Annotated in this window: 17 protein-coding genes; 4 read left to right on the top strand and 13 right to left on the bottom strand. The window is 40.3% G+C overall.

Translation table 11 applies throughout. The features are described 5' to 3' along the window. Positions 1-48: 48 nt before the first annotated feature. Positions 49-771, bottom strand: coding sequence for a M15 family metallopeptidase (locus CJ263_RS16560; protein ID WP_094998285.1), 723 nt, complete (start codon positions 769-771; stop codon positions 49-51). Between the two features lie 147 nt (positions 772-918). Between CJ263_RS16560 and CJ263_RS16555 the strand changes: the two genes are divergently transcribed. Together CJ263_RS16555 and CJ263_RS16550 are read left to right on the top strand one after the other, a co-directional pair. Further along, positions 919-2,040, top strand: a complete 1,122-nt coding sequence (locus CJ263_RS16555; protein WP_094998284.1) for a glycoside hydrolase family 130 protein — start codon at positions 919-921, stop codon at positions 2,038-2,040. 38 nt (positions 2,041-2,078) lie between these two features. Then, positions 2,079-3,053, top strand: coding sequence for a sugar phosphate isomerase/epimerase family protein (locus tag CJ263_RS16550; RefSeq protein WP_094998283.1), 975 nt, complete (start codon positions 2,079-2,081; stop codon positions 3,051-3,053). A gap of 66 nt (positions 3,054-3,119) precedes the next feature. On the opposite strand, the gene CJ263_RS16545 is transcribed toward CJ263_RS16550, so the two are convergent. The 5 genes from CJ263_RS16545 to CJ263_RS16525 form a co-directional block, all read right to left on the bottom strand. Further along, complete coding sequence (locus CJ263_RS16545; protein ID WP_094998282.1) at positions 3,120-4,745, bottom strand: sulfatase family protein; 1,626 nt, start codon at positions 4,743-4,745, stop codon at positions 3,120-3,122. 98 nt (positions 4,746-4,843) lie between these two features. Beyond that, a complete protein-coding gene (locus CJ263_RS16540; protein ID WP_094998281.1) occupies positions 4,844-5,662 on the bottom strand; it encodes a sugar phosphate isomerase/epimerase family protein in 819 nt (272 codons plus the stop codon). Positions 5,663-5,672: 10 nt separating this feature from the next. Next, positions 5,673-6,395 (bottom strand): gluconate 2-dehydrogenase subunit 3 family protein, encoded by a 723-nt coding sequence (locus tag CJ263_RS16535; RefSeq protein ID WP_094998280.1) that lies wholly within the window; start codon positions 6,393-6,395, stop codon positions 5,673-5,675. 4 nt (positions 6,396-6,399) lie between these two features. Next, positions 6,400-8,121, bottom strand: a complete 1,722-nt coding sequence (locus tag CJ263_RS16530) for a GMC family oxidoreductase (protein WP_094998279.1) — start codon at positions 8,119-8,121, stop codon at positions 6,400-6,402. A gap of 144 nt (positions 8,122-8,265) precedes the next feature. Beyond that, positions 8,266-9,642 carry a sialate O-acetylesterase gene (locus tag CJ263_RS16525; RefSeq protein WP_094998278.1) on the bottom strand — a complete coding sequence of 459 codons (1,377 nt, stop codon included), beginning with the start codon at positions 9,640-9,642 and terminating at the stop codon, positions 8,266-8,268. Positions 9,643-9,779: 137 nt separating this feature from the next. On the opposite strand from CJ263_RS16525, the gene CJ263_RS16520 reads away from it, so the two are divergent. Beyond that, positions 9,780-11,159, top strand: a complete 1,380-nt coding sequence (locus CJ263_RS16520) for a Gfo/Idh/MocA family protein (RefSeq protein ID WP_094998277.1) — start codon at positions 9,780-9,782, stop codon at positions 11,157-11,159. On the opposite strand, the gene CJ263_RS16515 is transcribed toward CJ263_RS16520, so the two are convergent. The 6 genes from CJ263_RS16515 to CJ263_RS16490 form a co-directional block, all read right to left on the bottom strand. Then, the gene (locus CJ263_RS16515; RefSeq protein WP_094998276.1) at positions 11,160-12,176 is read right to left on the bottom strand and encodes a LacI family DNA-binding transcriptional regulator; all 1,017 of its coding nucleotides are present in this window, start codon (positions 12,174-12,176) and stop codon (positions 11,160-11,162) included. A gap of 63 nt (positions 12,177-12,239) precedes the next feature. Then, positions 12,240-13,556: a xylose isomerase gene (gene xylA / locus CJ263_RS16510; protein ID WP_094998275.1), complete on the bottom strand. Its 1,317-nt coding sequence runs from the start codon at positions 13,554-13,556 to the stop codon at positions 12,240-12,242. 10 nt (positions 13,557-13,566) lie between these two features. Next, the gene (locus CJ263_RS16505) at positions 13,567-15,054 is read right to left on the bottom strand and encodes a xylulokinase (RefSeq protein ID WP_094998274.1); all 1,488 of its coding nucleotides are present in this window, start codon (positions 15,052-15,054) and stop codon (positions 13,567-13,569) included. A 273-nt stretch (positions 15,055-15,327) separates the two neighbouring features. Beyond that, entirely contained in the window at positions 15,328-15,948 is a 621-nt protein-coding gene (locus CJ263_RS16500) for a response regulator transcription factor (RefSeq protein WP_094998273.1), read from the bottom strand. Positions 15,949-16,571: 623 nt separating this feature from the next. Continuing rightward, complete coding sequence (locus tag CJ263_RS16495) at positions 16,572-18,317, bottom strand: PorP/SprF family type IX secretion system membrane protein (RefSeq protein ID WP_094998272.1); 1,746 nt, start codon at positions 18,315-18,317, stop codon at positions 16,572-16,574. A gap of 132 nt (positions 18,318-18,449) precedes the next feature. Further along, a complete protein-coding gene (locus CJ263_RS16490) occupies positions 18,450-19,706 on the bottom strand; it encodes a tetratricopeptide repeat protein (RefSeq protein ID WP_094998271.1) in 1,257 nt (418 codons plus the stop codon). 262 nt (positions 19,707-19,968) lie between these two features. Between CJ263_RS16490 and CJ263_RS16485 the strand changes: the two genes are divergently transcribed. Then, complete coding sequence (locus CJ263_RS16485; protein ID WP_094998270.1) at positions 19,969-20,157, top strand: hypothetical protein; 189 nt, start codon at positions 19,969-19,971, stop codon at positions 20,155-20,157. 15 nt (positions 20,158-20,172) lie between these two features. Here CJ263_RS16485 and CJ263_RS16480 read toward each other — a convergent pair whose 3' ends face one another. After that, entirely contained in the window at positions 20,173-21,003 is an 831-nt protein-coding gene (locus tag CJ263_RS16480; protein WP_262890572.1) for a DMT family transporter, read from the bottom strand. Positions 21,004-21,106 lie beyond the last annotated feature (103 nt).

Raw genomic sequence — 21,106 nt, 5'->3', positions numbered from 1 at the left:
GTTTAAAAATTATTATTGTCCGTTTTATCCAATAGTTTTCAGAATTATTTATTCGCAGTCCCATTTAAAGTCGGCTATTTTTTCGTTGGATGCCGATGAAAGATTATAATGCCACCACTCGGTCCGTATAGACCAAAATCCGTGTTTTTCCATTGTTTCCTTTAATAGCTTTCTGTTGTCCAGAATCTCTTGTGGAAGGTCCATATTGTCATGATAGGCCCTTTTTCCAAAAAAATCGAAATCGGTTCCCATGTTCAGTTCCTCACCATCCATATCTACCAAGGTGATGTCTACTGCCCCTCCTTTATTGTGAATTGAACCCTTTACCGGATTCGCCACATACTGGGGATTGGGAACAATCTTCCACATCTTATATTGTACGGAGTTTGGCCTATAGCAATCATAAAACTTTATTTTTACTCCCTTTTCCATAAAGTCCTTATTCGCGGCAATCAAGGCCTTGGCCGTTTTAACCCTAGTGTAACATTCCGAACAATCATAGACCTTGGCCTTCAAAAAGTTGTTTTCCGTGGCATAACGCATATCATATGCGAAATCTGCACTGTAGTCCGCCAAACGTATAAAAGTGGTATCCGCCAATCCATCAAAGGACTTTAAATGTACTTGTGGAGATTCCGTTTTTTCGTCCTGGATGATTTTCTTCTCCCCCTTCTTTTCCACTATGTTGGATGTTTCTTCCTTTTCTACCTTTTCACCATTTTTACAGGACAAAAAAGAGAGTAGGACAATGCTGTAAAAAAAATATTTCATCTTGGGTTTTAAGGGGTTTAAAATACATTTATTTCAATCAACTTCCTAGAGTGTCAAAGGATTCAAAACCGATTTCCTGATTGTTCCATCGTCCTAAATCGAATTATTAGTACCTTAACCACTCACAGTCAAACAAAATCCAAAAAAATGTCTTCTAGAATTCTCCCCATAATACTGCTTGCTTTGCTTACTTGTTGTAAAAATACATCTACCGAAACAAAACAAGAAGAAACGGAACCCCTATCCAAATGGATGCTAGGTTTTGAAAAGGCCGATAAAAACCCCATTATGATCCCGGACTCTTCTTTTGTATTTACGGACCCGATGACAGGGAATGTGGTCCAATGGCAAAAAGCGGATGTATTTAATCCGGGAGCCATTGTCAGAAACGATACGGTTTTTCTTCTTTTTAGGGCAGAGGACAATCCCGATGCTATTTTGGGTGGCCGTACTTCCCGGATAGGCTTAGCCTATAGCACCAACGGAATCGACTTCACCAAATATCCGGAACCCGTTTTTTTTCCTCAAGATGATGAATTCAAGAAATGGGATTACCCCGGGGGAATGGAAGATCCCAGGGTCATTGAAACCCCTGATGGCACCTACCTGATGTACTATACCAGTTGGAACAAGGATGTAGCAAGATTGTCGGTTGCTTCCTCAAAAAATCTGAAAACTTGGATCAATTACGGACCCATTTTTCAAAAAGCCTATGATGGTAAATTCTTGGATATTTGGAGTAAATCCGGATCCGTGGTTACCAAATTAACGGATGGCCGATTGATTGCCAAAAAATTCAATGGTAAATACCTCATGTATTGGGGGGAACTTTTCGTAAACCTGGCAGAAAGTGAAAACGGAATCGATTGGACTCCCTTATTGGATGATAACGGAGAGCTGCTTCATGTTTTTAAACCCACTTTAAACAAGTTTGACAGCCATTTAACAGAACCAGGTCCCCCAGCGCTTTACACGGAAAATGGTATTCTATTATTATATAATGGAAAAAACCTATCTGGGGAAGGTGCAACGGATAAGTATCCGGAAGGTACCTACTGCGGCGGACAAGTCTTGTTCGACAAGGATAATCCTTCCAAAATGATTTCCAGACTGGAAACCCCTTTTATTTGCCCAAGCCTACCGCATGAAGTCAGCGGTCAATATAAGGCCGGAACAACCTTTATTCAAGGATTGGTCTATTTTAGGGACCAATGGTTTTTATATTATGGAACAGCCGATTCCATGGTGGGATTAGCGATAAAGGAATAGATTATTTTAGTTATTATTACATATTTTAAAAACATAAAATGAACCAATCAAAAATATCAAGAAGACAGGCAATCAAAAGTGGAAGCCTTTTGGCCCTATCCGTTTCAACAGCATCTGCCTTTGCTAAAAATATATATTCCAAATCCCCACTTGATCATTCCTTACCCTTCCGAGTCAGTTTAAACACTTCAACCTTAATGGCTTATAAGTTACCGGTTGATGTACAGATTGAAAAGGTTGCAGCCGCAGGATTCGACGGTATTGAACTTTGGATGCGGGACATCATGACCTATCTAGATCAAGGAGGAAGCACAGAATCCTTAAAAAGAAAGTTAGAGGAAGGAAATCTTAAACTGGAAAACATCATTGGTTTTTCGGAATGGTGTAGCGATGAATCAGAAAAAAGGGAAAAGGCCATCAACCAACTCCGAGAGGAAATGAATATCATCAAGGAATTGGGTGGTAGTTATATAGCTGCTCCCATAATGGGACTTTCCAAACTGGAACCATCAAAAATGCAGGAATATGCAGACCGATACAAGGCTATCCTGGATTTAGAGGAAGAAACGGGTGTCATTCCCGTACTTGAACTATGGGGCATGGGTGCCCTTCATAAAATTTCGGACTGTGCGCAAATAGTCATAGCAACCGGTCACCCTAAAGCTTCCATACTTTTGGATTTTTATCACGTACACCGAGGTGGAAATTCTTGGGACACCGTTGACGTGATCAATGGGGCCAAATTACCTGTTATGCACATGAACGATTATCCGGCAGAACCTACATACGATAAGTTGACCGATGCAGATCGTGTTCTACCCGGAGAAGGGGTTTGTCCTTTTGACTATGTAGTCCCAAAACTTTATGAAGCCGGTTTCAGAGGTGCATTTTCAGTAGAGCTTTTCAATAAGGGCTATTGGGAATCCATGGACGCCGATACCTTATTGAAAAAGAGTTTTGAAAGTTCGGTGTTGGTGCTGAGTTCAGCTTTACAGAAAGCTGGGCTTTATTAATTGGGTTGAAAAGAATGGTTTATGGTATTGTCCTTTCTAGACTTTTGCCAATCAACGTAAGAACCTCTATTCCATCCTGATTATTTCACTATCCTGATATCCAATTCGTTCTGCCTTGGCTTCTATGGGCATACCAGTTGGCAAAGGCTTTGTGTAGACGTTCCAAATGGAATCCTTAGGGCTTTTCCAAACAATCGTAGCATCCCTTTTAGGTGAAATTAATTCGATTACGGAATCCTTTACCTCAACCTCCAAGGCCGGTAATTTTTGTATTTCTCCATTGGGAAGCCAATTACTGATCAAGTCGCGCTCCGGAATCCTTCCTAAATCCTTGGTATCCTTTATCCATTCATTCAAAATATTACGATAAAAAACTAGGGTATCCTCCATTTCGGGAAGGTCCGCCAGATTGTTTAGTTCATAGGGATCTTTTTGCAAGTCGTACAGTTCTTCCTCAGGTTTATTCGGTTGTAACCAAGCCGCTTGCTCTTCATTCAATTTATCGGCATCAAATAGTTTCCGTAATTCCTGCATCAAAGGCATTTGCTCCCGATAAGATACCGGTAAGGCATGACTCAAATTGGTATTATAGCTTTTGATATATTTAAAACGCTTGCTACGGATGGCCCTTAAACGGTCATATATTTCATCGAATCTATCTGACGTGTGGAACGTATATTTGGGTTTCTTTTTGACCTCATACTTCCCAAATTGTGCCACGCCCTGCATAACTTTTGGCGGTTCAATACCTGCTAGCGAAAGTAGTGTTGGGGCATAATCTATAAAACTTATCAAACGGTCGTCATAGCTTCCTGCATTTTTATTTTTGGGAAATTTAATGATCAAAGGTACTTTTACCCCGGTATCGTACAATGCCCTTTTATGACGTGGAAAGGGTCCTCCATGGTCCCCATAAAAGAAGATAATGGTGTTTTCATAAAGTCCATCCTCCTTTAATTGGTCCAAAATTTTCCCTGCCTGATTATCCAATCTTTTGAGATTGCTGTAATTAACGGCCAAATCATGACGTACCACATCGGTATCCGGAAAGTAGGGTGGCACAGTCAATGCATTTGGGTCCACAAAAATGGAATCCTTTCCCCTAGCCCAAATTTGGGACTCATGGCAAACGGAGTAATTGAAGACGACAAAAAATGGCTGGTCCTTTTTCCGTTTTCGCCAATGGGCCTTATTGCTGCTTTCATCCCAAGCGGCATCTGTCTTTTCAAAATTATAATCCTCTTTGGGGCCATTGGCCGTATAATATCCAATTTTCCGAAGGTATTCCGTAAACATTTTAACTCCTTCCGGTACTACTGGGGAGTAACTGGGTAAACTGTCCAATAGAGGTTCATTGATTGGTGCCCAAGGTTTGTGCGTTCTCATATTATGGGTTCCCAAGGTCGTGGGATACATGCCCGTAATAATCGCACTTCTGGCTGGGGCACACACCGGAACCGGTGCTACCGCATTGGTAAAGACCACCCCATCAGCTGCAAGAGACTCCAAATTAGGCAAGGGAATCGTGGAATCCCCGTACATGGGAAACCATTCAGGAGATTGATCCTCCGCCACTAACCAAACAATATTGGGTAAATCTTCGAAGATCCTATTTGGATCTTCCTTTTCCTTATTGGTACAACCAAACAAGAAAAAAGTTACTAATGCAGTAATCAGATATTTAGGAGACATAAGATTTAAACTATGTTCCCATAAATATATGGTTTTATAAACAAAAAGCCGTTCAAAGTTTCCATTGAACGGCTTTAACTCAATCTATCAATTTTGAACTACTTTAAACTTTTCAAATACTCTAAACTTTCTGGAACCTGTTCCACCACTCGGCTTGATTCATCCTCAATGAACATATACTCCAAACCAAGTTTCTTAGCTTCGGCAACAACGCCAGCAATATCGACCTGACCTGCCCCCAAAACCACATTGGTCTCCACATCTTCATGGCCCGTATTGTTACCTTTTACCCCATGCTCCATGTCCTTTAAATGTAATAAGGTCATCTTACCGGGATATTTTTTCATAAGGGCCACGGGATCTGCGCCACCATGTTTTGCCCAATATACATCAAGCTCAAAAGTGAAGTCCGTGGCATTTTTGGCCATATAATCGAAGAAAGTACCCTCATCATAGGGCCTGAATTCGTAACCGTGGGCATGGTAGGCCAAAGTAAGCCCCTCTTCCTTTAATCGCTTTCCTGCACTATTGAAAACATCCGTAGCATGTTTGGTTTCTTCCAATCCCCAGTTATTTCCGTCATGGGGAACCCAGGCACACATCACATATTTAGCACCAAAATCCTTGGCGTTCTGTATAACCTTGTCCACATTCTTTTCCAAATCTTCGAAACTTGCTCCCACGCTAACCACATGTAGGTTATTTTCTTTCAAAAGACCTTGAAAGTCTTCCATGGGCATACCATAAGTACCCCCACCTTCAATTTTTGAAATACCCCAAGAATTGATAAGCTTCAAAGTTCCTGGGACATCGTCTTTGAATTGGTTCCTTAAACTATACAATTGCAAACCGACTTCCTGAGCATTGGTAGTGATGGCTAAACATGCTATTACCAGTAACGTAAGATATTTTTTCATTTTCTTTTATTTATGTGAGTAGATTGCCTTCATCGTCCCATTCTGCAATGACATTTCGTTTGCTTTGGTCCACACATTTGGCAATCCATTCTGGATCATAGGCCACACCATGTTGGTCCAGAACATCCTGTGGAACCCCGTCCCACACATTGGGTTGATTGCCCTTATAGCCTAAATCTTCTATTCCCACTTTTGAGGTATAGTAGCCCGTTACGGTTAAGCCACGCATCATATAAAAGAATTGAATTTCCAAAGGTTGTTCAGACAGGGGTTTTTCAATGTCGTGCCAACAAATCTCATCACAGATCTGCTTTTGTTGTTCCAAGGTTGCCGATTTAAATTCGGTTCCAAATTCCGTATTGCTTTTATGGTCCAGCCACATCAGACCTCCCAGAAGTGTGGGTGCCATTTCAGGGATATCCTTACCCATAAATTCTACCAAGTCCGGCACACCGGCCTCAATAGGCCCGCCATGGGGTTCCTTCGGAGGAAGTATCACTACACTTAAAGCGGCTATTGTTTCCATTTCATGGTCGTTAAATAAGGTTTCCGCCTGTAACTTTTCCAATCGTTCCAATTCTTCTGGGGTCCTTCCAAAATATTTATCACTGCTTTCCGTGATGGCCTGGTCTATGGTTTCCGTGTTTTCCGTTTTACATGCATTGAAAACCAAACCAGAACCAGCTGCGGCTCCACCTAGAATTAGGGTCTGTAAACTTTTTCTTCTATCCATCTTCTTAAATATTTTGTTGCTTCAATTGTTCAATGATATAGTCCGATGCCCTCCAAGACAATGCCATAATGGTCCATGTACAGTTCTTATCCGCTTGGGAAACGAAAGGCCCTGCATCCACGATGAACACATTATCACAATCGTGTAACTGTTGGTATTTGTTGGTCACGGAAGTTTTTGGGTCATTTCCCATTCGGGTTGTTCCCACCTCATGAATAATCTGTCCAGGAGCCAATAAACCATAGTTCTGGTCCTTTCCTGGCTTTTCACTTAAAGGAATACCTCCCATATTATGAATAAGTTCCTCAAAAGTGTCCTGCATATGCTTGGCCTGGTTTATTTCATACTGGGAATGCTTATAATTGAATTTCAAGACCGGAATACCGTATTTATCTACAGTGGTCGGATCTATTTCACATCGGTTTTCCCTAAAGGCAATAGCTTCACCACGGCCACCAAATCCAATTACGGAACCATAGTATTTTTTGACATCATCCCTTAGGCTATCACCGTATCCTCCCACTTTAAGCCCAAAGAACTTGTTCATGCCATTGGGGTCAAATCCGAAACCATAATTTGGCTGACCCATTCCGCCCCATACCTCAATATGGTAGCCTCTTGGGAAGTCCAGTTTAGAGTTATCACCCCACCATGGAGAATAGACGTGCATACCTCCTACTCCATCTTCATTATAGGAGGTTTTTCGGTTCAATAAACCTGGAATGACACCGGAAGCACTGGCACCTGTGGAATCATGCAAATATCTTCCAACGACATCACTGCTGTTGCCCAATCCGTTGGGGTGTTGTTTACTTTTACTATTCAATAAAATTCGGGCCGAACTACAAGCTGACGCACCTAAGACCACAACCTTACCCTTTAACTTATATTCCTTTCTGTCCTCTTTATTAATGTAGGATACCCCTGTAGCTTTACCTTCTTCATTCGTGGTAACCTCTCGCACCATACAATTGACAAACAGCTTAACCTTACCACCGTTTTTTTGTGCTGGGAAAATAAGGCAGCTTCCGGCTGAGAAATCAGCATATACCTGACAGGAACGACTACATTGACCACAATAAAAACAGACGCCACGCTCGTTATTGATTCTTTTGGTCAACATGGACAACCTTCCAGGAATTACAGGAATTCCTGTCTTTTTGGCCCCATTGATATAAAATAACTCGTGCAGCCTTGGTTTTGGTGGTGGAAGAAAAAATCCGTCCGGATCATTTTCCCTACCTTCTTTGGTGCCAAAAACCCCGATCAGTTTATCCAGCTTATCGTAGTAAGGCTTAATGTCCTCATAGCCTATGGGCCAATCGTCCCCAAGACCATCCCTGGATTTTCCCTTAAAATCTTTGGGTCCAAATCGAAGAGAAATACGCCCCCAGTGATTGGTACGACCACCAAGCATTCTGGCTCTCCACCATTTAAAATCCGTCCCTTCTTCATGGGTATAGGGTTCTCCTTCAACTTCCCAATCTCCCCAAGACTGATCCCATTCGCCAAAAGCCCTATCCGTACCGGCTCCCCTACGAGGAGAGTCATATGGCCATTTTAATTGGGTCATGGTCTTTGGGTCCGCTGGATCAAAGAATGGACCTGCTTCTACTACGGCTACATTCAACCCTGCATCCGCTAACTGTTTGGTAGCCATTCCGCCACCAGCTCCTGAGCCTACAATAATAACATCATACACTTCGGAGGATTCTTTTATCTGCATAATTTGGTCTTTGGTTTATTGTACAATTTAACGAATAATTCAAAAATTAAAGGCCATTGAACTTCTTTGAACGCTTAAATTCATGAATCATGGTATTTAATTATACCAATACTCGAATTATCGTATACTTTAAAAATCATTTAATTATAATTCTTCACTTATGAATGTAGAAGCTGGCAAACCAGAGGAATTAAACAAGTTTGAAATATCAGTACTATGATAAGCATAGCGTACCTTTTTTGGCACTGGGACTTCCTTTGCGTTTAAGGTAACCATTCCATTCTTAATTTTGGCCTTGGCCGGATACCATTTTCCATTCGACGACATTACTTCAAAGTGCTTCAGGTTCTTTCCTTTAATGTTCAAACCGTCGTTATGTTCAAAAGTTACCTCAACTTTATTTTTTACAACTTCGGCTCCCTTAAACAAAGGGCCATAAACCTCTTGATCTATTTTATTGTAATGTTGTTTTAAGGCAATATTTCCCAATCTTATGCCCACATCCAATTTATTTCTTGGATGGATATCCTCTATGGTGCAAATATCGCTTGTCATGGCCATTCCAGTTTTTGGAAATGACAAAGTCCTTCTTTGTTGGTCCCTAACGATACCACCTTCAAGCTCACCGCCATATTTAAAAGGGGCTATTTGCACATAATAAAATGGGAATTCATATCCCCATTTGTTTCTCCAAGAATTTATCATTGTAGAGAATATATTTTCGTAAGATGAAGCATTTGCCGTATTTGCCTCTCCCTGATACCAAATGGTTCCACCTATCTTAAAATTTGTCAAAGGCGCTATCATAGCGTTGTATAAAATGGATTTTTCAATGGGCACCCAAGGGTTTGGTTTAATAAGCTCGTAGGATTGTTGTAAATCAGGATTGTTTTCAAATTCCTCTTCTGGAGTCCACACCTCGGCACAGGAGGCACCCCATGAGGAATCTATCAGGCCAATGGGCACATCCATTTCCTCCTGAATTCTTTGCGCAAAAAAATAAGCGACAGCACTAAAATCCGCCATGGTTTCCGGTGTACAGACCTCCCATTTTCCCACCAAATCATCCTGAGGATATTCCGATGTTCTTTTTTCCACCGTAAATAGCCTGATAGTTGGTTTGTTAGCATTATTAATGGCCTCTTCCTTATTGTCCAAACCACTATTGGCGCTCCATTCCATATTGGACTGTCCGGAACACAACCATACTTCCCCGATTAAAATATTGTCCAAAAGAATCTCATTGGAGTTCCCCTTAAAAGTTATGGTATAGGGACCACCGGCTTTCGGAGTGGCTATTTCAAGGTTCCATTTGGAATTTATTCCCGTTTTTATTTCAAAAGTACCGGCATCCCAACTCGTAGTAATGGTAAATTCCTCACCGGGATGGGCCCAACCAAAAAGATTAACCTTGGATTCCCTTTGCAAAACCATATTGCTAGAAAAAATATGGGGTAGGGCAATTTCGGCCCTAACTGCTGAAAACCAGCAAAGAAACAATACGATAATAATTTGCTTCATAATAATTCATTATTTTAATCCTTTCAAATATATATATTTATTAAAGTCTATGTTAGTTTTCTAACAATATGATATATTTTACATCGTAAAGCAATAACTTACGGTCGAACCAAAAAATAGTACTTAATTACATTAGAATGACCAATACAAAACAAAATTTAGGAAGAAGGAAATTTATCAAAGGGGCATCGGCGGCCTCCTTGCTTTTGTCCTCTATGGGTAGTTATGGATTTGAATTTTTTAAGGATGAAAAGCCCAAAAAAGTGGCATTGATAGGAACCGGTTGGTACGGGACAAGTGACCTTTTTAAATTAATACAAGTGGCCAACGTTGAAGTCGTTTCCCTATGTGATGTGGATTCCAATTTTCTAAATGAAGTGGGGGAATTGGTTTCACAAAGGCAAAAAAACGGGAAAGTCCCAAAGTTATATTCTGATTACAGGGATATGCTTAAAAAGGAGAAATTGGACATCGTACTCATTGGAACTCCAGACCATTGGCATGCCCTAATGTGCATTGATGCCATAAAAGCTGGCGCACATGTATATGTTCAAAAACCTATAAGTGTGGATGTCATTGAGGGAGAGGCCATGGTTGCAGCGGCAAGAAAATATAACAAAGTAGTACAGGTTGGAACGCAAAGAAAAAGTACACCCCATTTGATAGATGCCAAGCAACAAATTGTGGATAAGGGACTATTGGGAAAAATAGGCCATGTTGAAATGTGCTGTTATTATCACATGCGGGCCAATGGAAACCCTCCCGTACAACCTGTTCCCGAATTTTTGGACTATGAAATGTGGACGGGCCCTGCACCGTGGCGACCTTATGACGGAATTCCACATAGAAGATGGTGGAGAACCTTTAGGGAATATGGAAACGGCATTATGGGTGATATGTGCGTCCATATGCTGGATACCGTGCGCTGGATGTTGGATTTGGGATGGCCAAAACGAATAAGTTCCGAAGGAGGTATTTATGTGCAAAAGGATGGGAAGTCAAACATATCGGACACCCAAACTGCCGTTTTTGAATATGATGGTGTAAACTGCGTATGGCAGCATAGGAGCTGGGGTAATCCTGCGGACCCGGAATACCCTTGGGCCTTTATCATTTATGGGGAAAAAGGTGTTTTAAAAGGAAGTACCATGAAGGCCGATTTTATTCCCTATGGTAAAGAAGGTGAACCCGTACATTTTGATGTTCTCTTTGAAAAAGAAAAATATCCTGAAGATTTGGTTGAAAAGGATAATGAACTGAATGCAGCGCCCGCCACAAGAAGACATATGATTGATTTCTTGGAGGCTATTGCCAATGGCACGAGACCTATTGCGGATATAGAAGAAGGACATATTTCCACGGCAAGTTGCATTTTGGCAAACCTATCCATGGATTTAGGGAGACCATTGATTTATGACCCAAGCAACATGTCTATTGTTGACGACCAAGAGGCGACCGATAAATTGCAGCGTGCGTATAGAGGTGAATGGAAGCATCCACATCCGGATACGGTATAGTTACTGTAGCTTTTTTGTAGAGTCCCTAACCAAAAGGCTCGTTTTGACCATTTTGGTCTCGAATGGTCTATCGGGATGTTGAATGCGTTTTATTAAAAGTTCAGCGGCTTTTTCTCCGATAAACTTGCCATGCTGACTTACCATGGTAAGCGATGGCGTGACATATTGGGATAACTGTCCGTTTGTAAAACCTACGATTGAGACGTCATTGGGAACATTATATCCTCGGGATTTTACAATGTGTAGAATTTTCACAGCAGTTATTTCGTCCAGCCCTAGAATACCGTCTATGGGCTTATAATTAAGTAAAAAAGACATGATTAAATCCAAATCATCCTTGGCGGTAAAGTTCACCACTAGCTTTTCATCATAAGGTCTTCCGGCTTCTTCCAAGGCTTTCTTATAGCCTTCATGTCTCAATTTCCCCACGCTGGACTTACCAATAGGAGAAACAAATGCCACATTTTTACATCCAATGTTAAAGAAATATTTGGTGGTCTTGTACCCGGCCTCAAAATCATCAACAATGACCTTATCACATGCAATTAAATCCGAGACCCTATCGAACAAAACCAAGGGGATTTGATTTTCGGCTATTTCCTGAAGTCCCTCTACCCTTTCCTTGACTTGGGTTTCCTCCGCCAAAGAAATGATTAATCCGTCTACGGTACCCGAATCTAAAAATTCCAAGGTTTTCGATTCCTTTTCATAGGATTCATTACTAATACAGCTAATGATATTATACCCGTTTTCATTGGCCACCTTTTCTATACCATAAAGTACTTGAACAAAAAAATAGTTCAATATATTGGGAACAATAACCCCAATGGTCTTGGTACTTCTATTTAAAAGGTTTAACGCAAGCTTATTGGGTTTATAATGCTGCTCTTTGGCATACTCCTGTATCCGCTGTTTTAAGTCCTTACTTATCTCATGGCTATCGTTGACCGCTTTGGATACCGTAGAAATGGAAACATCAAAATACTTCGCTATGTCCTTTAAGGTGATTTTTTTCATTGCTTTAAACTAAAAAGGCCTTGATATTCTTCAAGACCTTTTTTTTGTTAAAAACTCCTTGAATTATATATATTGATTAATAATATTTTCGAACAATTCCTGCTTACCGCTTACCAAAGGTAATTCTCCGTTCTCCTTGGCAATTGCATATAGATCGTTCAAATCTAACTTACCATTTTCAAAATCCTTTCCTTTTCCAGAGTCAAAGGAACTGTATCGTTTTTTCCTCAGACTTGTATAAGCAGAAGAAGTCATTATTTTGTCAGCAGTGATAAGGGCACGTGCAAACGTATCGGCACCACCAATATGCGCCAAGAAAATATCTTCCAAATCTGTAGAGTTACGTCTGATCTTAGCGTCAAAATTTACTCCACCACCTTGTAGGCCTCCGGCTTCCAAGAATACCAACATGGCCTCCGTAGTTTCCAAAATATTATTAGGGAACTGATCGGTATCCCATCCATTTTGATAGTCTCCCCTGTTGGCATCCAAACTACCCAACATTCCAGCTTTACCGGCAACTGCTATTTCATGTTGAAAGGTGTGTTGGGCCAACGTGGCATGGTTTACTTCTATATTTATTTTAAAATCCTTCTCCAATCCGTACTCACGTAGGAAACCAATAGCCGTAGCGGTATCAAAATCATACTGATGCTTCATAGGTTCCATAGGTTTTGGCTCAATAAAGAAATTTCCTTTAAAGCCTTGATTACGGGCATAATCCCTGCACATGGCCAAAAACTGTCCCATATGGTCCAATTCGCGTCCCATGTCAGAATTCAACAAGGACATATAACCTTCTCTACCACCCCAGAACACATAGTTTTCACCATTAAGTTCCATTGTGGCATCCAATGCCATTTTAATTTGTGCCCCGGCCCTCGCCACCACGTTAAATTCAGGGTTGGTGGACGCTCCGTTCATGTACCTTGGGTTGGAAAAACAGTTTGCCGTTCCCCAAAGTAATTTTTTACCTGAAGCCTTCTGCTTTTCCTTGATGTAATCAACAATGGTATTTAATCTTTTTTCCGACTCCAAAAACGTTGGCCCCTCTTGAATCAGGTCAAAGTCATGGAAACAGAAATAATCGAACCCGATTTTTTCAAAAAATTCAAAGGCAGCGTCGGCTTTGTCTTTTGCCGCCTGAATTGGGTCTGAAGATTGGTCCCATTCAAAATTTTGGGTACCCGGTCCAAAGGGATCGGATCCTTGTCCGCAGAAGGTATGCCAATATGCAATTGCGAATTTAAAATGCTCTCGCATTGTTTTGCCCGCAACCACTTGATCCGGATTATAATATTTGAATGCCATTGGATTGTCTGAATCCTTTCCTTCAAATTTGATGGTATCTATTCCCTTAAAATACTGCTTGTCCGCCATTATAATTGTTTTATAAGTTGTTTAATTTTATTTCTAATTCCTTCTTCCAAAGTTGATATGCACTTTGGTATTCCGCCTTATTCTCTAAAGGCTTAAATGTCATTATGTAATCGTTTTCCATGATGGCTTTTCCAAAAACTTCGTAATCCCCATCCTGTAAAAGTCCTGCCCTGGCTGCTCCTATGGCACCCGTAGTATTATAAATTTCAATATCATAGCCGATAAGGGTAGCTACGGTCTCCGAAAAAATTTCAGACCTAAAAAGGTTGTCGTTTCCTGCCCTCATCACATTGACCCGTATACCATCGGATTCCATAATTTCCATCCCATAAACAAACGAAAAGGCGATACCCTCCAGAGCTGCCCTGCAAAGATGTCCTTTGCCATGGTTGTTCAAGTTAATGTTTACCAGACGTGTACCAACTTCCTGATTGTTAAGCATGCGTTCCGCTCCGTTCCCAAAAGGTATGATTACCACACCATCGGAACCTACAGGAACTTCCTCCGCCAATTTGTTCATTTCGTCATAGGACGCCACATCCAAATTGTTGAGTAGCCACCTATACTGGATTCCAGAACCGTTGATGCAAAGTAATTTGCCTATTCTAGAGTCATTTTTGGGATTATAGTTTACATGGGCGAAATTGTTCACCCTTGCACTTTCCTTTACCGACAAACTATCGGTAACGGCATAAACGACCCCAGAGGTACCTCCTGTAGCGGCCACTTCACCCGGATTGAACACATTAAGGGAAAGTGCATTGTTTGGTTGATCCCCCGCCCTATATAAAATTGGAGTGCCAACTTTTAAACCACTTTCAGACGCCCCTTTTTCATGAACTCTGGATTGAATCCCAAAGGTTTCCACGATATCGGGAACCATACTGGTATCCAAACCATAAAATTCCATTAAGAAAGAAGCGATTTCCTTATTTTTAAAATCCCAGAAAATTCCTTCCGAAAGTCCAGAGACCGTCGTGTTTATTTTTCCGGAAAGCCTAAGGGCTATATAGTCACCGGGCAACATGAACTTATGGATTTTGGCAAAAATTTCCGGTTCATTGTCTTTTACCCATTTTAGCTTACTGGCCGTAAAATTCGAAGGTGAATTCAATAAATATTCCGAGCATCTTTCCTCGCCTATCTCTTCAAAGGCATTCTGACCGATGGGTACTGCTCGGCTATCGCACCAGATAATGGAATTACGTAATGGTTTTTTTTCCTCATCCACCACTACCAAGCCGTGCATTTGGTAGGAAATCCCAATACCTATAATAGCTTCGGGGGCAATCTGATGATTCTCCAAGAGCTTTTTGATGCCATTGCAGGCATGAATCCACCAATCCTCCGGATTTTGCTCTGCCCAACCATTTTTTATCGCCAGCATGGACATTTCCGTTTCCGGTTCCTGAACGACATCCACACTTTTACCAGTGCCGGATGCCACCAATGCAACCTTGATGGAAGAACTACCAATATCCAAACCTAAATAATACATATAGAGAGGTGCTTTAGTTGAAATTAAATTTTCCCACCTAAAAATAGTATAAACTAGGCTTTTAGAAGCATGTTCGGAATAAGAATATCTATTGATTAGTTAAATTTATATAGTTTTAATTCATCATTCCTTAGTATTACCAGATTGATATTTAGATATTTATATTTTTTTCGTTATTTACGAAAACTTAACGAAACCCTTTTCGTAGACAAATAAAAAAGCCCCTGAAAACTTTAACATTTTCAAGGGCCTCTACCATAGCACAGGTAGGAATCATAAACTTTGGAGCTTGCTCAAGGCTTCGGACTTAGAGTTTACATCCAATTTCAAATAAATGTTTTGGATATGGAAGTTGACCGTACTGGTAGTGACGAACAATTTGTCCGCAATCATCTTATAGGTGGCACCGTTGCAGAGATAATCTACAATTTGATTTTCCCGCTCAGAAAAGAAGCTAAAGGACTTTTTGTTGTAATTGGAGACCACTTGTTTTACAATATCATTACTGAGTGTGGCCCCCTCCTCCTTTACACTGGTCAAGGCATGGCTAAATTTGTCCGCGGACATAGGTTTGGTCAAGTAGCCGTTTGCTCCTTTTTTAAAGCTTTTCTTGATAAGTTCAAAATCGTTGTTTTCACTTATCATTACGACCTTAACGTTCCAATCTTTTTTCTTGTACAACTGAATGGTATCCAAACCACTAGTACCAGAAAGATCGATTTCTGTGAGTACAATATCAGGCCTGGTCCTGTTAAAATCCTTAAGCGCCTTGCTAGGGCAATTGTAAATTCCCATAAGAATAAATCCGTCAACCGCTCTCAACTGGTTCAAATAGGCTGCATGTAACGTTTCATCTTTTTCTACAATAATAATTTTTAAGTCTTGAGTATTCATAATAATTTAAATTGTCCTGAATGATTTCTTGGTAGAAACCATATCCGGGGGGTTAATATTTGGTAAAACTGGGTATCGATTAGCATAAAAACCCTAGGAATTTTTCAAAAATCACACTAGACCTTTAAGGTTACAGGAGCATTGGTCCTATAATCCACCGGTGATGGTCAAAACACTAAAAGTAAGGGGTCTTAAGAAATTTTATTCTCCAATACCAAATGCTTGGGGATGCAATGTAGGTTTGAGAATAAAATCCATGAAATCTAAAACTTTAAGAAAGTTTAAATTTATTGTCGCCAAGAAGGATTGCTTGTGGGTCGCAAGCTGTAGGTAAAATTTTTCCATGTTAGGGGGATTTGGGGTTAAACAATGGTTTCTAATTTATTTGGGATTGAAATATACTTCTTTAACAACTAGACCTGATAAACTCCTGCATTTTTTCGATAAAATGCACAATCTGGTTGTAGTTCATCGAGATTTTTACTAAAAATAAAAAGGAGGGGCCCAGTTATCCCCCCGGATACTACCCCTCCTTCTGTCGACAATTTACTCAAACATAGAAATACTCAAACTTTTATATTGTCTTTATAGTATGTTACATACACTATATTTTTGTTAATTTTTTAATAGGAATCCCCATCTTCAAAGGTGTTAGAAGCTGTGGCCGTATGCTGATCTACCTGCATAATCCATTTTTCATCATTGTATTTACCATCTAAATTGGAGACAAATGCGTTATGAGCTTCACTTTTATAGTCATAATCCGCTAAGTATACATAGTAAAGACCATTCTCCTTGTTATAAAACTGCTTGGCATCCAAACCCTGACTTTTCAACTTTTGCATAAAGGCATTCAAATACTTCTTGTTGCTATATACATTGGCAATCACATAATATCCAGACTTTATTCCCAGTACATCTGAATCGCCCAACATTTTTATAGGTAGCTTATTGTACTTTTCAAAATCTTCCTCCGCAGCCATCCTAGCATGCTCCTCCTCCATTTTCTTGGCGGCCATCATAGTCCTTTCCTCCAACTTGAAGTTTTGAATGTTGGAATCGACACTATTTTTGATATCGTTCCTCAATAGCCTCACAATGGTCTCAAACTTTTTCTCGAAGGCCAAGGTCCGCGCTTCCTCTATGGAATCCTGTCTCAACATAAGTTCGTCCAAAATCAAACGGTTTTGATAGGCCAAGTCATTGGCATCCGTATTACTTGCGCCATTACTTACCAAAGATGCCTCATCAATTGAAGGTTTGGCTGATTTTTGGGTAGTAGCCAATTCCTTTTTCTCGGTTCTTTGCTCCTTTCTTTGGGCTTTGTCCCGCTCCGAAATCAAATCGGCAATTTGCTCTTCATAATTTCGTACTATGGCATCTATTTTACTGTCATTGGAGCGATCTGCAATGGTGATGGACATATCCTCGTCCTTAAATTTATAGGCCAAGGATACCTCGTGGTTCCAACCTAGATTGGACTCATTTTGGGAAAGGTCCTTCTCTATTAAGTATCCCAAGGACATCTTCTTACTGAAGTTGAACCCCACACCGGCGGACATGCCGTATTCTTGGTCTATCGTTGTTTGCAACCATCCATAATTTGGTAGGTCCAATAAAAGGGAACCTAAATAGTATATGCTTCCATCCTCGTTTTTACCTACTTGTCCCAAAGGCATCAAACGGGCATTTTCAAACAATCCTCTTCCGGCATTGAACGTATGGGTATATTGCATAGAGGCCTTTACACTTCTAGTGGATAGATTGGTCAAAAATTCATCGGTAGTTTGGTTATATCTAAGTAAATCCTCGGCGTAAAGCCCAAAATCGAATTTCCCAATGGATAAGTTGATCCCTGGCTGCACGGCAATTTTACTTTCCTTTCTAGACTCTGCAATTTCCGGGTCCGTTTCAGATATGACCACACGATTTTTATCCAATCCTTGATTGAAATAAGTAACATTGGTACCAAAAGTAAGTGTGCTCTTATCACCAAGTTTTACCGCGGTGGCGTAGTTGGCATTAAAACCAAACTCCTGCACCACTCCTGCCCACTGACTGTAAACACCAATTCCTATGGCCGTTTTATCGTTCAACATATTACTGAAACCTAAAAAATAGTTCTGACTATTGTCATCAAAAGTGGCGTACTGGTTCCTGTGTAAAATATTTAGATAGGATTTGTTCTCCCGTACCAAGGAAAAGGTTGGGTTGATCAAATATCTATTGAAGAACAACTGGTTATGATACGTACTACTGGAGTTTAAATTGGTACCAGTCTCTTGTCCAATTACATTTAGGCTTCCCATAAACATGAATAGGATTAGGGGGAGTCCTATTTTTGCCGATATTTTATGAATATTTTTCATTTGAGTAGGGTTTAACGTTCGAGTAAAATTATCTTCAAAGGATTGGGGGTATTAACATCACATTCTAGGGATGTGGGTTAATTTCCTTTGCGTGGTTCATCATAGAAAAGATTCGGGGGGAATTTCATCTATTTAATTTTCATCCTCAAAAACTGATGATGAGTACTGGGTTCTAGTTTCTGTATTCATGGCTTCCATCAAATGGAAATCCCTAATATTCTTGGTATTATTTTCACCAAAGTAGGAGAACGCGACCATTTCCATGGCCTTGCCATTTCCACCTCTGTTGGACATAACGTAGCCCATACCCTGTTCATTCGTAAATTGAATGGAGAAGTCATCACTAGGACTATTGATTGTGCTACCCATGTTCATGGCCAAGCCTACGTTTCTTTTTTCAACCTCTACCATATAGACATCCAATCCGCCATATCCTTGATGGCCTTCCGAGGCAAAAACCAAGGTGTTTCCTTCCATAACCTTGGGGTACATTTCATTTTTTAACGTGTTCACCTTAGTACCCAAGTTTTTGGCAACTCCAACAATGCCGTTTGACTTTATGGTAGTGACATAAATATCAAACTCTCCAAAGGTTCCTGGCATATTGGAAGCAAAGAAAAGCCTAGTACCATCCTTGGAAATTGCCGGATGCAACGCGGAATATTCCTTTGGACACAATGCCAATTCCTTAATGGATTTCCATTCACCATTTACTTTGTCCGCCCTAAAAATCCGGTGGACTTTTTGCTTTTTAGAAAATATTCCAGTGGTTGGTTTTACCCAAACCTCTTTACTGAAGTAGGCCGTTTTTCCGTCCTTGGTCAACACGGCAGGGCTTTCATAATTAAACTCCTTTACCTTGGGTTTGTCCTGTATTGCAGAAAAATAGGGTCTTTCGTTACCCAAAGAGGCCGTACTGAACTCGGTATCGATTTGCAAGGGCCTAAAATTCTTTCTTTGCGAAAATCGCTTGTTGGAATTTGGGGAAGCGTAGGTCATATGATAGTCAGACTTTACAAGCTCCGTCCAATTCTCGTCCTCTTTTTCCTGCTTTGCCGTTTTTCCCAATTTTGACAGCGCATGGTCATAGCGTTTCTGATAGGAAGAATCTAAATGGCCATCTGGACTAATCTCGCTCAATTTCTCATACCAGAACAAAGCTGTTTCATAGTTGTGCGACAAAAAATGTGCATTACCTAAATCCTGATAAATTTCCTTTTCCGTGTAACCCAAGGATTTTAGGTCCTCGTAGTTTTGGAGCCGTTTTTCCGTTTCGGTCAATTGATGGGTCTCACTGGAAACCACCAAACTGCCCTGGGCATTTAGGGTATAAAAACCTATGAATAGGCTACACCCGATTATCATTTTGTAAGCTAGAGTATTTCTCATAATACTGGGTTTTGGGGTTCAACAGGACAAAGTTCCCAAAAGTGATTCACTCTAGACTTGACAAAAATTCATAGGTTTTCACAGGTTTTTAGCTTTTTTCTTAAAATTTTGTGTATTTCATCGAATTTTTCACACGCTTAATCCAAGAAATCATCGAATCGATTCAGATTATCAGACTGAACTATCAATCTTTTCTCTTAAAAATTTGTTAATAATGTTAATAATTTCTAAATTTAGGTATTAGAACCTAACACTTCGGATGATGAAAACTTCAAAAAATAGCTTGGACGCCAAATTGATGACGGATATTCTAATATTAATGATGTTCATTGCCGCTGCAATTCTTTTTATGCAGTATTCCCAAGAAATAGAAAATGAAATAAGGACTACGGTGCTGAATTCCGTTAATGACATTAACGGGAGCATTGCGGAAACACGTACAGGAAGATAGTATTGGATTTTATTATCAGCGCTTACCGATAAACACATTGGCAACCAAAGCACCAACGATCAGTGCAATGCCCAATATACTAAGGACCGAATAAATATCACCGAACCAAAATACCCCTACGGTAGCGGTAAAGATGACCTCAATATATTTTAATGGAGCTACCAGGGTTGTTTTTGCCACCTGAAACGCCTTGGTCATAAAAAGCTGGCCAAAAAAACCAAAAATACCCAAACTTAATAGTAATATCCATTCGCTTCCTTGAGGTAGGATAAAGTTTTTAATGCTCAATATTCCTCCAACAAGCGTACCTATAAACATAAAATAGTTGACGACTACCAAGGGATGGTCCCCTTTTCCAATCTTTCTAATCAGAACATATACCATACCACTAAAAACAGAGGCTATTAGTACCAATAACAGGCCTGTCGTATTTAAGGAGTCCCCAAAGCCCTTTATTACTAGAACGCCACAGAAAGCAACAACAAATAACAGCCACTGTACAGCCCGCAATTTTTCCTTAAGCAAGAATACGGCGAAAAAAGCCGCAAAGATAGGTGCAATGTATCTTAAAGAAACCGCAGTGCCTACTGGAATATACTTTAGCGACATAAAAAAAAGACTCATGGCCGTGAGTCCGGCAAAAGATCGATAGAGCATCAATTTTCTATTATGTCCTAAAATCGGGATTCCTTTATACAGGATATAGGAGGTAGCCAAAAAAAGCGACCCAATAGATCTGAAAAAAACGATTTCAAAAGTGGGAAAATGGCTCAGGTATTTCACAAACGCATTCATAAGCGTAAATGAAAATGTACTGATGATCATAAAAAGGACGGCTTTTTTCAAAGGGCATATAGCTTGGGGCAAAGTTAAAGGAAGATAATGGGAAAGCGCATAAAACTTCCTTCGAATTCCAAGAAAACTATCCATAAAGCATAGGTCCAACAAG

It is taken from the genome of Maribacter cobaltidurans (assembly GCF_002269385.1).
GTDB classification, from domain to species: domain Bacteria; phylum Bacteroidota; class Bacteroidia; order Flavobacteriales; family Flavobacteriaceae; genus Maribacter; species Maribacter cobaltidurans.
The sequence above is the reverse complement of the archived record's forward strand: the minus strand, read 5'-3'. Positions and strand labels throughout refer to the sequence as shown.